13 protein-coding genes are annotated in these 14300 nt (G+C 40.4%); 9 read left to right on the top strand and 4 right to left on the bottom strand.

Features of this window, described 5'->3' with window-relative positions:
* Positions 1–31 precede the first annotated feature (31 nt).
* The 5 genes from LBYS_RS15715 (at position 32) to LBYS_RS15695 (ending at position 4987) form a co-directional block, all read left to right on the top strand.
* Positions 32–1027 (top strand): hypothetical protein, encoded by a 996-nt coding sequence (locus LBYS_RS15715; protein WP_013409830.1) that lies wholly within the window; start codon positions 32–34, stop codon positions 1025–1027.
* Positions 1027–2286, top strand: a complete 1260-nt coding sequence (locus tag LBYS_RS15710) for a glycosyltransferase (protein ID WP_013409829.1) — start codon at positions 1027–1029, stop codon at positions 2284–2286. The genes LBYS_RS15715 and LBYS_RS15710 overlap by 1 nt, the downstream gene beginning before the upstream one ends.
* Before the next feature lie 181 nt (positions 2287–2467).
* Positions 2468–3529 carry a saccharopine dehydrogenase family protein gene (locus tag LBYS_RS15705; RefSeq protein ID WP_013409828.1) on the top strand — a complete coding sequence of 354 codons (1062 nt, stop codon included), beginning with the start codon at positions 2468–2470 and terminating at the stop codon, positions 3527–3529.
* The gene (locus tag LBYS_RS15700) at positions 3513–4400 is read left to right on the top strand and encodes a DUF1338 domain-containing protein (protein WP_013409827.1); all 888 of its coding nucleotides are present in this window, start codon (positions 3513–3515) and stop codon (positions 4398–4400) included. The genes LBYS_RS15705 and LBYS_RS15700 overlap by 17 nt, the downstream gene beginning before the upstream one ends.
* Before the next feature lie 17 nt (positions 4401–4417).
* The gene (locus LBYS_RS15695) at positions 4418–4987 is read left to right on the top strand and encodes a YceI family protein (RefSeq protein ID WP_013409826.1); all 570 of its coding nucleotides are present in this window, start codon (positions 4418–4420) and stop codon (positions 4985–4987) included.
* 31 nt (positions 4988–5018) lie between these two features.
* Here LBYS_RS15695 and pruA read toward each other — a convergent pair whose 3' ends face one another.
* Positions 5019–6644: an L-glutamate gamma-semialdehyde dehydrogenase gene (gene pruA, locus LBYS_RS15690; RefSeq protein ID WP_013409825.1), complete on the bottom strand. Its 1626-nt coding sequence runs from the start codon at positions 6642–6644 to the stop codon at positions 5019–5021.
* 120 nt (positions 6645–6764) lie between these two features.
* Here pruA and LBYS_RS15685 point away from each other — a divergent pair, with 120 nt between their 5' ends.
* From LBYS_RS15685 to acs, 3 genes are all read left to right on the top strand, one after another.
* The gene (locus LBYS_RS15685; RefSeq protein WP_013409824.1) at positions 6765–7130 is read left to right on the top strand and encodes a Rid family detoxifying hydrolase; all 366 of its coding nucleotides are present in this window, start codon (positions 6765–6767) and stop codon (positions 7128–7130) included.
* A 152-nt stretch (positions 7131–7282) separates the two neighbouring features.
* Positions 7283–8206 (top strand): hydroxypyruvate isomerase family protein, encoded by a 924-nt coding sequence (locus LBYS_RS15680; RefSeq protein WP_013409823.1) that lies wholly within the window; start codon positions 7283–7285, stop codon positions 8204–8206.
* A gap of 52 nt (positions 8207–8258) precedes the next feature.
* Positions 8259–10157 carry an acetate--CoA ligase gene (acs, locus tag LBYS_RS15675; RefSeq protein WP_013409822.1) on the top strand — a complete coding sequence of 633 codons (1899 nt, stop codon included), beginning with the start codon at positions 8259–8261 and terminating at the stop codon, positions 10155–10157.
* A 51-nt stretch (positions 10158–10208) separates the two neighbouring features.
* Here the strand turns inward: acs and LBYS_RS15670 are convergent, their stop codons facing one another.
* Genes LBYS_RS15670 through LBYS_RS15660 form a run of 3 tightly spaced genes read right to left on the bottom strand, consistent with a single transcriptional unit; the run spans position 10209 to position 12307 of the window.
* The gene (locus tag LBYS_RS15670) at positions 10209–11042 is read right to left on the bottom strand and encodes an IS3 family transposase (protein WP_229310490.1); all 834 of its coding nucleotides are present in this window, start codon (positions 11040–11042) and stop codon (positions 10209–10211) included.
* Complete coding sequence (locus LBYS_RS15665; RefSeq protein ID WP_013407553.1) at positions 11030–11560, bottom strand: transposase; 531 nt, start codon at positions 11558–11560, stop codon at positions 11030–11032. Before LBYS_RS15665 ends, LBYS_RS15670 begins: the two co-directional genes overlap by 13 nt.
* Before the next feature lie 60 nt (positions 11561–11620).
* Positions 11621–12307 (bottom strand): META domain-containing protein, encoded by a 687-nt coding sequence (locus LBYS_RS15660; protein WP_013409820.1) that lies wholly within the window; start codon positions 12305–12307, stop codon positions 11621–11623.
* A 96-nt stretch (positions 12308–12403) separates the two neighbouring features.
* On the opposite strand from LBYS_RS15660, the gene LBYS_RS15655 reads away from it, so the two are divergent.
* Complete coding sequence (locus LBYS_RS15655) at positions 12404–14200, top strand: ABC transporter ATP-binding protein (RefSeq protein WP_013409819.1); 1797 nt, start codon at positions 12404–12406, stop codon at positions 14198–14200.
* Positions 14201–14300 lie beyond the last annotated feature (100 nt).

Genomic DNA, 14300 nt, shown 5'->3' with positions numbered 1-14300 from the left:
ATAGTATTTTTGTCACTTTATTTTCAGGCGTATGTCTCAGAAGTTTGCTTTTACTATTTGTTCTATAAATTATTTGGCTCAAGCCAAAATACTGTCCAAATCCTTAAAAAAGACTAATCCGGACTATACATTCGTAGTAGGTCTTTGCGATAAGCTTGAAGGTAGCGGAGTGGATCCAAAACTCATTGAAGGATTGGATCTGTTGGAAGTCCATAACATAGGAATAGATGGATTTGCAGACATGACAGAACGCTATGATATCACTGAGCTAAATACGGCAGTAAAACCTTTTTACTTCCAATACTTTTTTGATCAGGACCCAAATCTAGAAAGAGTCATTTACTTTGATCCGGACATCGAAATCTTCGATAAATTAACTGGAATAGAGGAAGGTCTGGTAGATCATAACATCGTCTTAACACCGCACTTTTACACTCCTATTTTTGATAACAAATCGCGAACAGAGCAGCAAATGTTCGTAAACGGCATATATAATCTCGGATTTTTAGCAGTAAAAAGGTCGGAGGAAACGTTTAAATTCTTACATTGGTGGATGACAAAACTCCGTACGGAATGCTATATGGACATTCAAAACGGAATGTTTGTGGACCAATTGTACTGCAATATGGTTCCTCTGTACTACGAAGGGGTGAAGATTGATAAATATCCAGGCTACAATATATCCTACTGGAACTTGCACGAAAGACAACTCACGAAGGCGGATGGGAAATATTTTAGTAATGGTCAGCCCCTGGTTTTTTACCACTATAGCGGGATAGACGTTAAGGATCCCATAAATATTTCTCGTTGGCAAAATCGTTTTGATCTTAATAACAGACCAGATTTGGTAGAACTATTTAATGGATATAGAGCCCAATTAAAAGAAAATGGGCACGATGAATTGAAAAAAATTCGTTGTTACTACTTAAAACCTGTTCAAGAAGCTCCAAAGAAAAGTTTTCTTAAACGAGTACTCACAGGTATAACATTTAGAATTTACCACTTTTTTGAAAAACTTCCGATTTGATGAACGTACTCTTGGCCACATTGGTTTTTCCGTACCCTATTAATGATGGGGGAAAAAGCGGCACTTTCCGTATGGTGGATGCTCTTAGAGAAGATCACAATGTCACAATCATACTTCCTGAAAGTAATTTTGTAAAAGAATTACAAGACCTTTGGCCGGACGTAAACATCCGCACATTTAAGTTGCCTCAAGGTAAACCTCAGGACGGTTTAGTTGTGGGACTCGTTCGACAATTATTCGGTAGAAAACTCAAATTCACTAAAGCCCAGATCATGGAGAGAGAGATGCAATTGAACGCATCTAACCTCATGAACTACTATTTCGAAGATCTAATCAGTGTGTTCCAAAGTGAGATCCTATTAGGCATCTTTGACCTGGTACAGATAGATTTTATTGATCTGGCACCTTTGGTACACTTTATTCCAAAAGACATTCCCAAGATCTTTGTGCATCATGAATTGAGATATAAACGCATGATGTTAGAGAAAGCTACGCTTCTAGATCAAAAGGCGGAAGACGATTGGAAGATCTACAATACTAAAGTGATGGAGATAGGATTAATCAATCATTTCGACAAAGTGGTTTGCTTGACTGAAATTGATAAGCAAATTCTATTGGCGGATGGGGTACCAAGCGAAAAATTGGAAGTTTCTCCCCTCCCCATGATCATGTCAGAACATGAAATAAACACTCCTTTTGTCTCTAAAAACCGACTTATTTTCCTAGGACCCGACCAGCATTATCCAAATTTAGATGGGATAGATTGGTTCCTGAGCAATTGTTGGAGTGAGATCCAAAGATTGAATCCTAATGTTCAATTAAGCGTGGTAGGGAGATGGTCAGAAGAAAAAAAGAAATGGTTTGAAGAATATACCAATGTGCGTTTTGAAGGTTTTGTCCCAGACTTAGCCACCATCATGGAAGGTTCCATCATGATCGTTCCATTAAGGATAGGTTCAGGTATGCGCATGAAGATCTTAGAAGGCGTTTCTTACCATGTTCCAGTAATCAGTACCTCAGTAGGTGCAGAAGGTCTTCCCATGACAAATGATGTAAACTGTAAGATAGCTGATACCCCGGAAGATTTTATCCTGGCTACACACCAGATTTTAAACAATCCGGAACTCCAAAATACATTTATTCAAAAAGCTTCGGAAGTACTTAATCAAGACTACTCCTCCTTGGAATGCGTTAAAAAGAGAGAAAATATATACCGAAGAGCCTTAATGCAGGCTGCATCTCTAAAAAATTTGCATTGACTATAAGGAAGTTTTATCTTTGAATGAGATTCACAGCATTATAATTGTTCAAAGACCTTAAATATTTCCTCGCCCGACTAGCCTACCTACGTAGTGCTTGCTCCTTCGTGCCCGATGGGCAAAACATATAATCTTCATTCAACCGGCCTTTATCGAGGCCACAAAAACATCATTTATACCTATGAATAAAGTCCTTGTCATTGGCATGGGAAAGGTGGGTTCTTTGGTAGGAATCCTACTTTCAAAACGTTTTACAGTTACCGGATTAGACAAACGCATTCCGGAGAAAAAACTACCATTTGAGGTAGTTCAAGGTGATGTCTCTGACATCAAATTCTTAGAAAAAATTATGCCCGGTTTTGATGCTGTAGCGTCAGCAATGCCCTATAATCTAAATTTGAACATTGCAAAAACGGCACATAAACACGGGATTCATTACTTCGACTTAACAGAAGATGTACCTACCACAAATGCCATTATGGAGCTTTCAAAGACTTCTAAGGCAGTCATGGCTCCTCAATGTGGTCTTGCCCCGGGTTTGATTGGAATAGTGGGGGCTCATTTGGCTAAAAGATTCACGAAACTTAGAGACATTGAACTTAGGGTAGGTGCCTTACCTCGATACCCCAATGGCCTTTTAGGTTATTCTTTTACCTGGTCTCCGGCAGGTGTGATCAATGAATACATCAATGATGCCGAAGTGATACATAACGGACAAAAGAAGATGGTCCCTTCTTTAGATGGTTTGGAGTATATCCAAATAGAAGGAAACGAGTTCGAAGCTTTCAGTACCTCTGGTGGTTTAGGTACCATGTGTGATACCTTTGCAGGGAAAGTAGACACACTGAATTATAAGACTATTCGCTATCCGGGTCATGCTAAATTGATGAAGTTCTTATTGTATGAATTAATCCTTAAAGAAAAGAGAGAACTAATTGAGCAAATCTTAACAGAAGCTAAACCTCCCGTTCAGGAAGACGTGGTTTACGTTTATGCAGTAGTGGAAGGATGGAAAGGCTCCGAGATAGCCAGAGAGGAATTCTACGAGGCATATTATCCGAAAGAAATAGACGGGGAGCAGTGGAGAGCCATTTCCTGGACCACAGCAGCGTCAATTGCAGCAGTAATGGAAATGGTTGCAGACGGAAAACTTCCGCAAAAAGGATTTATCAAGCAAGAAGAGATTAACTTTGAAGACTATTTAAGTACGGAAAACGGTAAGCTTTATGGAGAACACGCTTGAGGTAGTTTTAGAGGGATTAATGCGTCGGTATGCTGAAAGGGTACCAGATGTCAAAAAAATCACCTCTGCTATGGTAGAGGAAGGTATGATTTCCTCTCCCAATGAGATAGAAAATGATCATGTAGCCTTCAGAACTATGGGGGTTCCGCACCTAGGGATTGCCTCTTTTGAGAAGATCTTTCTGGCCCTAGGTTATGAGAAAAGAGACTATTTCTATTTTGAAGGCAAGAAGTTAAACGCATACTGGTTTTCCCCTCCCGCACCGAAATACCCCCGAATCTTTGTTAGTGAATTAAGGGTAAAGGATCTGAGCGAAGAGGCACAAAAGATAATTAAATCCTATACCTCAGAGGTTAAACAAGACCCTGTGGATTTGCTGGACCTGAAAGATGGGAAAGCCATAGATGCCTTTCTGCATCAACCGCTATGGAGAACTCCTGACTGGGCAGACTATGAAAGATTACTGAAGGAAAGTGAATATGCAGCATGGGTCATTTACAACAGGTATTATCTAAACCATTATACCATTTCCGTACATAATCTACCTGAAGGCTATAATTCTATCCAAAGTTTCAATGACTTTTTAGAAAGAATAGGGATCAAGCTAAATGATGCCGGAGGTAAGATTAAAGTCAGTCCTGACGGAGGCTTGCTTCAAAGTTCTACAGTTGCGGAAATGATAAGTGCCACCTTTGCTGACGGAAGTGAACATATGATTTCCGGCAGTTATGTGGAATTTGCAGAAAGGAAAGTGCTTCCGGAGTTCCAACATTTGAAAGAAATCAAAAGAGAACACAGAAGAGAAGGCTTCGAGACCGGCAATGCGGATAAAATCTTTGAAAGTACCTTCACTAGCCAAACCAATAGGTAATTAAACTAAATATTCATATGAAACGATTAACCACACTGGGCTGTTTATTCCTTCTCCTAACCTCTTTCGTATGGAAGACTGACTGGAATCAGGATAAAGCCCACTCAGAGCTATCCTTCAGTGTAAAACATTTAGGTGTTTCTACTGTCACAGGATTTTTTACAGACTTTGATGCAAAAATTGTGTCGAACAAGGATGATTTTAGCGATGCTTACTTTGAAATGGAGGCCAGAACAAACTCTGTGAACACAAGGGTGGATATGCGCGATAAACATTTAAGAAGTGCAGACTTCTTTGATGTAGAAAAATATCCTACTATGACCTTCAAAAGCACCAGCGTTAAAAAAGGAAAGAAGAAAACACTTTTAGTAACGGGTGATCTAACTTTGGCCGGTGTAACCAAATCAATAACCTTGACGCTTAAACCAAACGGTAAGATAACGAATCAACAGTCCGGCAAAGAAACAGCAGGATTTGATGTTGAAGGTTCCCTTAAGCGCTCCGACTTCAACTTTGGGAGCAAATTTGGAGAGACTATGATCAGTGATGTAGTCCAATTGAGAGCAAGTGGAGAATTTACAAAATAAAAAAATGGGGCTAGTTTTAGCCCCATTTTCATTATCCTAAGAATGGATATCTATAATCTGTAGGAGAGACAAAAGTCTCTTTAATGGTCCTAGCATTCACCCATCTCAATAGGTTCAACTTAGAACCTGCTTTGTCATTTGTTCCTGAAGCTCTGCCTCCACCAAATGGCTGCTGACCTACGACCGCTCCGGTAGGCTTATCATTTACATAGAAATTACCTGCAGCATTCTCTAAGGCTTGAGTTGCCTGGTTGATCGCATAACGGTCAGTAGAGAAGATAGCACCGGTTAAGGCGTATGGGGAAGTAGAATCTACTAATTTCAACGTTTCCTCCCATTTCTCATCTTCGTATACGTATACAGTTAAAACAGGCCCAAAGATCTCCTCCTGCATGGTTTTATAGAGTGGATCAGAGGTAAGGATGACGGTTGGCTCTATAAAATAGCCTTTGCTCTTGTCAGTATTACCACCAGCAATGATCTCTACCCCTTCAGCACCTTTGGCGCCTTGTATATAAGCATCAATCTTATCAAAAGCCTTTTCATCAATCACTGCATTCACGAAGTTAGAGAAGTCTTCTGTAGGACCTACCTTGATGGTAGCCAGGTCTTCTAACATAAATTTCTTAACATCTTCCCACAAGGATGCAGGGATATAGGCCCTTGAAGCGGCCGAACATTTCTGACCCTGGAACTCGAATGCACCCCTTACTAATGCCACTGCTACCGCCTTAGGATCTGCAGATTTGTGTGCAATAACAAAGTCTTTACCCCCTGTCTCACCCACAATTCGCGGATAAGATTTATATTTATGAATATTGGTACCTATGGTTTTCCAGATATTTTGGAACACACCTGTACTTCCAGTGAAATGGATACCCGCGAAATCAGGGTGAGAGAAGATGATATCACCGGCGGTAGGACCATCCACGTAGATAAGATTGATCACTCCGTCAGGCAATCCTGCAGCCTTAAACACTTCCATGATCACTTGCGCAGAATAAATCTGCGTATATGATGGTTTCCATACTACTACGTTACCCATCATAGCAGCAGAAGCTGGCAAATTACCTGCTATAGCAGTAAAGTTAAATGGAGTCAATGCGAACACAAATCCCTCTAGAGGTCTATATTCCATTTTGTTCCAAACACCAGGAGAAGAACTAGGTTGTTCTTCCATGATTTCCTGATAGAATGCAGCATTAAAACGAAGGAAATCTATAAGCTCACATGCTGAATCAATCTCTGCCTGAAAGGCATTTTTGGATTGACCTAACATGGTAGCAGCATTCATTTTATATCTATATGGACCTGAAAGTAGATCAGCAGCCTTTAGAAAAATAGCAGCACGCTCTGACCATGGCAGAGCCGCCCAGGCTCCACGAGCCGCTAATGCAGCTTCAATAGCTTCAGTCACATGCGATGCATCACCTTCTGAAGCATAACCTAATACATGTTGATGATCATGAGGAGGAGACAAACGAATCTTCTTATCCGTTTCTACCGTTCTTGATCCTATATACATAGGAATGTTTACTTGCTTGCTACGCGCTTCTTTTAAAGCGGCTTCAAGCGCAGCTCTCTCCTTTGACCCGGGAGCATAAGCCAAAACCGGCTCGTTCACAGGTTGAGGAATATGAAATATGGCATTATGCATAAAGTATGATTGTTTTTTAACAAAGGTAGGGAGTATTCATAAGCAAGACAATTAATTTAGGCATAACGGTTAGAATGCTAGAAGTCTACGCTTAATTTTACGGAAATCTAATCTAATACAATGAAAAAAGTAATCTATAGCGAACAGGCTCCACCGGCCATTGGTCCTTACTCTCAAGCTATTCTAGCAGGAAATACACTTTATGTTTCAGGTCAAATTGCCTTAGACATCGCTCCTTTAAATGATGTAGCAGCAGAAACTAAAAAGGTCTTAGAAAACCTGGGACACATATTGGCAGCTGCAGAGATGAACTACGAAAATGTGGTTAAAGCTTCCATCTTTCTGAAGAATATGGATGATTTTGCCACAGTGAACGAAGTATACGGTAGCTTCTTTACCACTAACCCACCTGCCAGGGAAACCGTACAGGTAGCCAAACTTCCTCGTGACGTCAATGTCGAAATCTCTGTAATAGCAGTAAAATAAAAAAAAGCCTCCCGGGGGTTACTTCGGGAGGTCTATGAATGACATTTAAGGTTAAATAGTGTTACAAATATAGAATTTATTCAAGATAAAGATTAAAATTTTCAATATTTTTTTTATTATTTTACTAGCTAGAAATTAAACCAAATCTAACTATGTTGAATTCCCGACGCTCCTTTATAAAGAAGACCCTTACAACTGCCTCAGTATTAGGCACAGGCGGTTTTTCCTTCGCTGCTAACACACCTGAAAAATATCCCTTCAATTTAAGTTACGCTCCTCACTTCGGGATGTTCAGAGCATCTGCAGGAGAAGATCTTATGGCTCAGATAGACTTCATGGCCGCCCAAGGTTTCAGGTCATTTGAAGATAACGGCCTAATGGGAAGAACACCTGAAGTACAAAAGCAGATAGGAGAGCGTTTAGCCAAACATAACATGGAAATGGGCGTCTTTGTGCTAGATGCGGGGGAAAACTGGAAGGTTTCCTACACTACGGGAAAGAAAGAGCTGGTAGACGGATTTCTAAAACTTTGTAAAGATGCCGTAGAGGTAGCTAAAAGAGTTAATGGTAAATACATGACAGTAGTGCCGGGTTACTTTGCAAGGGAATTACCAATTGGCATACAGACAGCAAACGTCATAGAACTATACAAAAGAGCCGTGGAGATCTTTGAACCGCATGGCCTTGTGATGGTTATGGAACCATTAAGTGATAATCCTGATCTTTTCCTCCGTTATTCTGACCAAAGCTATATGATCTGTAAAGCTGTGGGCAGCCCATCCTGTAAGATCCTTTTTGATATCTACCACATGCAAAAAAATGAAGGCAGATTGATACAACACATTGATTGGGCATGGGATGAAATAGGGTATTTCCAGATCGGAGATGAACCAGGGAGAAAAGAACCTACCACAGGAGAAATCAATTACAAAAACGTTTTCAAACATATCTACAACAAAGCCAAAGCCTCTAATAGGAACTTCATCTTCGGGATGGAGCACGGGAATTTTGGCAAAGGAATAGAGGGAGAAAAGGCATTGATCAAAGCCTATCAAGAAGTAGATAAATTTTTATAAACTGCACCGATTTAAGGGCGGTGCTATATTTCAATACTAAACCTTAAGTAATATGCGAATAAAAACCATAGAAGAATACCATCAAGCTTATCAGGAGAGTGTAAAGGATCCGGAGACCTTTTGGGCAGGAATAGCGCAGGAGTTCCAGTGGAAAAAACCATGGACTAAGGTACTGGATTGGAATTTTGAGGATTACCAAGTTAAATGGTTTCGAAATGGTAAGCTGAACATCACAGAGAACTGCTTAGACAGACATGCAGCTTCTAAACCTAATCATCCCGCTATCATCTGGGAGCCTAATGACCCGGAAGACGAACCGGAAATTATTACCTACAAAATCCTATTAGACAGGGTTTGCAGATTCGCTAACGTACTGAAGAAACACGGAGTAAGTAAGGGCGATAGGGTATGTATCTATATGCCCATGATCCCTGAATTAGCTGTAGCTGTACTTGCCTGCGCCAGAATAGGCGCCATACATTCCGTGATCTTTGGGGGCTTCTCTGCTCACTCTATATCAGATCGTATCAATGATTCTCAATGTGAATTAGTCATCACCACAGACGGATCCATCCGTGGATCAAAACATATCCCTATGAAGGATACGGTGGATGACGCCCTGATAGCTTGCCCTACAGTGAAGAAGGTGATCGTGGCTACACATACGCGTACTCCTGTATCCATGATCAAAGGGCGTGACTTCTGGTGGGAATCAGAAATCAAGAAAGTTGAAGCGGAATGTCCTGCCGAAGAAATGGACGCAGAAGATCCATTATTTATCCTTTATACTTCAGGCTCCACCGGCAAACCAAAAGGAGTAGTGCATACCTGTGGAGGCTACATGGTTTACACCTCATACACCTTTGAAAACGTGTTCCAATATAATCCAGGTGATGTATTCTTCTGTACCGCTGACGTAGGCTGGATTACAGGACACTCCTATCTGGTTTATGGACCTTTACTTTCTGGGGCTATTTCCGTGATGTTTGAAGGGGTCCCTACTTACCCAGACGCGGGTAGACTTTGGGATATCGTTGCTCGTCACAAAGTAAATATTCTATATACTGCTCCTACGGCTATACGCTCTTTGATGGGATTCGGCTTAGAATATGTTCAAGACAAAGACCTTAGTTCTCTTAAAGTTCTAGGTAGCGTAGGCGAACCTATCAACGAAGAAGCGTGGTACTGGTACCATGAACATATAGGAAAAGGAAAATGCCCCATAGTAGATACCTGGTGGCAAACAGAAACCGGTGGGATCATGATCTCTCCTCTTGCAGGTATCACTCCCACTAAACCCTCTTTTGCTACTCTGCCTTTACCTGGGGTACAATTAGCCCTTGTGGATGAGAACGGAACCGTCATTGAAGGGAATAGCGTGAGTGGAAACCTGTGTATAACCTTCCCATGGCCATCCATAATTAGAACCACTTGGGGAGATCACGAAAGATGCAAGAGTACCTACTTCTCCACCTATCCTGGAAGGTATTTCACGGGCGACGGTTGCCTCCGCGACAAAGACGGATATTACCGCATTACAGGTAGGGTAGACGATGTCATCAATGTAAGCGGTCATAGGATAGGCACCGCAGAGGTTGAAAATGCTATCAATAGTCATACTGGAGTGGTAGAATCCGCGGTAGTGGGTTATCCTCACGACGTGAAAGGACAAGGGGTACACGCCTTCGTCATCCTCGAAGAAGATCAGGAAGCTAACTCTATGATGAAAAGAGACATCTTAATGACCGTCTCGAGAATCATTGGACCAATAGCAAAACCGGATAAGATTCAATTTGTAAAAGGACTTCCTAAGACCAGATCCGGAAAAATTATGCGAAGAATCCTTCGAAAAATAGCAGAGGGAGAGTTCAATAGTTTAGGAGACACCTCCACCCTACTAGACCCAAGTGTGGTTGAAGAAATAGTGGAAGGTTCCAAAAATCTAGATTAAAAAAAGAGGGGTGCTTTGTGGACTGACCCCGAAAAGTTGGACGGTTAAAAATTAAGTTTCTGAGAAATGAGTTCGATATTGAATCGGGCTCATTTTTTTTAGGTTTGACTTTATTCTTTCATGATTGTAATAGTAAATATAGTTTTTGATTTCCTTTTTTAGTTCTTCAATTGAATTGATTTTTTGGATGTAAAACATTTCAGCTTTTAGTGTTCCAAAGAAATTTTCAATAATGGCATTGTCTAGGCAATTTCCTTTTCTTGACATGCTTTGTACAATTCCCTTTTTCTTAAGCAGAGCTTGGAATTGTTTCATTTGATATTGCCATCCCTGGTCAGAGTGGAACAGTAGTTCGGTACTAGTAGGGATCTTTTTGAATGCCTTTTTGAGCATATCTACCACTTGGTCAAAACTAGGACGTTCACTTAACTGATAACTGATAATTTCTTGATTATAAAGATCCATTATCGGCGACAGATAAAGTTTTTTGTCTCGAACTTTAAATTCTGTGATGTCTGTTACCCATTTCTGATTTGGCCGATCCGCTTTAAAGTTACGTTGTAAAATATGAGGTGCTATTTTACCTTGATCTCCCCGATACGACTGGTATTTCTTCCTTCGAATCAAGCTCTTCAATCCCAATAAACTCATCAACTTTAAAACCGTTTTATGGTTGATGATCCGGCCTAGCTTTTGCAGCTCATCTGTAATCCTTCTGTAGCCATAAAGCCCTTTATGCTTATGATAAATGCATTTAATGAGCTCCTTTAGCTCACGGTACTTGTCGCTTTTACTGCAGAGTTGATGATAATAAAAGCTACTTCTAGCCATATGAGAGCAATCTAACAATAACTGTAGATTAAACTCCGGCCTTAATTCTTGTATGGCTTTTGCGATTGTCCGCGGCGTTGTTCCTCCTCGGCTTGAATTAAGGCTCTCAACTTTTTTAGAAAAGCATTTTCACAACGTAAACGTTCGTTTTCTAATTCTAGCTCTTCTAATCTCGTTAAAGGTGCTTTGGGTTTGCGATTCATAGTTATGGGACGGCCTTTGGGTTTGCTTTCTAAACCGTTGACTCCAAAGGTAGCAAAATTCCTTTGCCAAGTGATTATGGTTGAGTCACTTGGAATACGAAATCTCAATCGCGCATCCTTTAAACTTAAATTCTCATTTTCGATAGCCTTTAAAACATTGAGTTTAAAAGATGAACTATAAGTCCGATTGCTCACCTTAGGTTCCAGGCCTTTTAAACCACCTATTTCATACTCTTGTAACCACTTCCGTAAAAGAACTTCCTTAATCCCCACGCTGTCACTTACTCTTACTATTGATTGATGTTTTTCTAAAACATCTTTTACACATCTTAGCTTAAACGCTAGATCATACTTTACTTTCCTGCTCATAAAAATGCCCCCAATTAGTGTCTAACTTTTTGGGGGCACTCTATTGTAGCACCCTTCTTACTATTTCATATAGACCGCTTCAAATCTTGCTAATGGCGCCATCCTGGCCTTATTGAGACTCAATGTCTTTCCATCTGTGGTATAATTATCAGCCGTGTTTAGGACGCTAAAGAACTCGCTTTCATATTCTGCATCCATGCATGCCATCTGTGTAGCAGCTACTTTACTAAAGCTGATTCTCATGGTAGATTCATCTAATTCATAGCTACCGCTAAATCCATTGCAGCCACCATTTCCGGTTACTCGTCCTTCCTTAATGATCAGGTGAGGTTCTTTTTGACCTGCTTTTATGGGTTTTCCATTAAGCTCCACAAGTTTCCAATATTTTTCTTTGATGCTTAAATCCCCTCCGAATCTCTTCTCTAACTGGTAATCTCCTAAGTCCTTTCCCTTCACTGTAACCATTCTTACAAAATTCTCTCCCACCTTTAAATGAATGTTATCTTCTGCCAAAAGTATTCTACCCCCATCTTCAGCCCAAACAAAATCTCCATTAGTAGTTTTCCCTCCCTGGCTTAAACTATAGGTAAGATCTTGATTTAAAGTTAGCACGGCATTTCCACCCGGTAGTCTACCTTCATAGACCCCATTCCAGTCCAGTGAATTCATACTATTATGCGAAGAATACTGCTTTTTGGCACAAGAGAAAACGGCCAATAATAGAGTAATGAGGATGAAGTTTTTCATGATCGTTAAAATTTGTTTCAGATGCTAATTAAAGGAAATGCTTCGTAAAAACTAACAATATAAATCTATATTTGTCCATACAACTCTCGCAAATCCGTGACATTAACCGCCTTATTTAAAAAGTTAAGACCCTTTGTAAGACCTTACAGAGTACTCGTCATCTTAACCTTGGTCTTGACCGTGATAGGTTCCTTTGCAGCCCAAGTAAATGCCTATATTCTTAGATATACAGTAGATTCTATTTCCGAATTGATGGTAGCAAAGGAACCTCTCAGTAAAGGATTTTCCTTACTTACCGTCATTAGTTCTATTTTATTAGGAAAGGAACTCCTTAACTCCGTCGTTCAGTTTGGACAGAAATATTACGGAGAACGATTACGTATCTTGATTGCCAGAGATTTTTCTCAATCAATAGTGGAAAAGATCCTCACCTATCGTTTGGCATTTTACACCTCATCAGAGAACGAAAGTGGTAAACTTCAAACACGGATTGATACGGGAATCAGCAGCCTAACCCGTCTGGTACAGAACTTTTTCATTGATATCTTCCCATTATTTGCCAATGCCATTGTGGCCTTAATCGCTATGTTCTCGGCCAACTTCTGGGTGGGCTTAGTGAGTTTATGTATAGTTCCCATCTATTTCTATATCAGCCAATACCAAGCCAATAAACTAAGTGGTTTCCGTAGAAAAATGAGGAACTACAGAGAAACTAAAAACCATAGCATCATCAGTTTAATAGAATCTATCACCGTCATCAAATCCTTTGTCCGCGAGAATGATGAAGCAGAGAAACATAGATTGATCCAATTGGACATGACGAATAACCAACTGGAAACACGTAAAACTGCCTTTATTTTTGATAGTATCAAGAGTTTGATAGAACAAATCGGCGTGGTGATCATCATCATCCTGACCGCCTACTTTGTATTAGACGGCCAAATGTCTATAGGTGCTATCATGTTCCATGTGATGTTATTTGGTAATATCTCAGCTCCCATCAGGCAGTTGCACCGCATCTACGATGAAGTGAATGATGCCCTGATCTATTCGGAAGGATTCTTCGATATTTTGGAATCAGAGCATCAGATAGAGAACAGCGGAAAGTATATTCCTGCCCAGATGAAAGGCAAAATAGAATTGAAAAATGTAGACTTTGTGTATCCAAACGGTAACCAAGCCCTTTTCAATGTCAGTATGACCATTCCTCCTGATGAAACCACCGCCCTAGTAGGTTTAAGTGGAGCAGGGAAGAGTACTATCGTAAATCTATTGGACAAATTCTACGAGCCTACTCGTGGTCAAATCTTCATAGACGGCGTGGATTTGGCAGACTATGATACTACAGAATTGAGAAAGCACATCGGTCTAGTACTACAGAAGAATCACATCTTTAAGGGAACTATAGCTGAAAATATTCGCTACGGCCGACCAGACGCCACGGATGAAGAGGTGATTGATGCTGCGAAAAAAGCGTATATCCATGACCAGGTCATGCTCTTATCAGAAGGTTACGAGTCAGATGCAAGAAGTTTATCAGGAGGACAACAGCAGAGGATAGCTATTGCCAGATTATTCCTAAAAAATCCGCCCATCATCTTCCTAGATGAACCCACAGCCAGTCTCGATGCAATAGCTACCGAACAGATCAAAAAGAGCTTAGATGCTATAAAAGAAAACCGTACGGTAATCATCATATCACATAGTATTTCCCAAATAATTGACGCGAATAACATCGTAGTTCTAGAACAGGGCAGAGCGGTGGAAAGTGGACATCATGAAGCACTCTTTGACCAGAAAGGAAGATACTATGAAATCTTTACGGCCATGGCTAACAGTTTAAACATTGACAAGATCACAAAAACACTAGATCACGAGGAAGAAACAGAATAGTATGTAGACCAAAAGGAAGATCTTAACGTTTACACAAAATAGAGACGGGCGCTTAGGGTACTCGCTTATTTGATTGTATATTTGCCGAATAAAACTATTT

The organism is Leadbetterella byssophila DSM 17132 (assembly GCF_000166395.1).
GTDB classification, from domain to species: domain Bacteria; phylum Bacteroidota; class Bacteroidia; order Cytophagales; family Spirosomataceae; genus Leadbetterella; species Leadbetterella byssophila.
The sequence above is the reverse complement of the archived record's forward strand: the minus strand, read 5'-3'. Positions and strand labels throughout refer to the sequence as shown.

Bases quoted from the DNA above. Each gene is read 5' to 3' on its own strand.
- LBYS_RS15665 (WP_013407553.1), bottom strand. From the start codon at position 11,560: ATGAGCAGGAAAGTAAAGTATGATCTAGCGTTTAAGCTAAGATGTGTA.
- acs (WP_013409822.1), top strand. From the start codon at position 8,259: ATGCGAATAAAAACCATAGAAGAATACCATCAAGCTTATCAGGAGAGT.
- LBYS_RS15695 (WP_013409826.1), top strand. From the start codon at position 4,418: ATGAAACGATTAACCACACTGGGCTGTTTATTCCTTCTCCTAACCTCT.
- LBYS_RS15705 (WP_013409828.1), top strand. From the start codon at position 2,468: ATGAATAAAGTCCTTGTCATTGGCATGGGAAAGGTGGGTTCTTTGGTA.
- LBYS_RS15685 (WP_013409824.1), top strand. From the start codon at position 6,765: ATGAAAAAAGTAATCTATAGCGAACAGGCTCCACCGGCCATTGGTCCT.
- LBYS_RS15660 (WP_013409820.1), bottom strand. From the start codon at position 12,307: ATGAAAAACTTCATCCTCATTACTCTATTATTGGCCGTTTTCTCTTGT.
- LBYS_RS15700 (WP_013409827.1), top strand. From the start codon at position 3,513: ATGGAGAACACGCTTGAGGTAGTTTTAGAGGGATTAATGCGTCGGTAT.
- pruA (WP_013409825.1), bottom strand. From the start codon at position 6,644: ATGCATAATGCCATATTTCATATTCCTCAACCTGTGAACGAGCCGGTT.
- LBYS_RS15680 (WP_013409823.1), top strand. From the start codon at position 7,283: ATGTTGAATTCCCGACGCTCCTTTATAAAGAAGACCCTTACAACTGCC.
- LBYS_RS15715 (WP_013409830.1), top strand. From the start codon at position 32: ATGTCTCAGAAGTTTGCTTTTACTATTTGTTCTATAAATTATTTGGCT.
- LBYS_RS15710 (WP_013409829.1), top strand. From the start codon at position 1,027: ATGAACGTACTCTTGGCCACATTGGTTTTTCCGTACCCTATTAATGAT.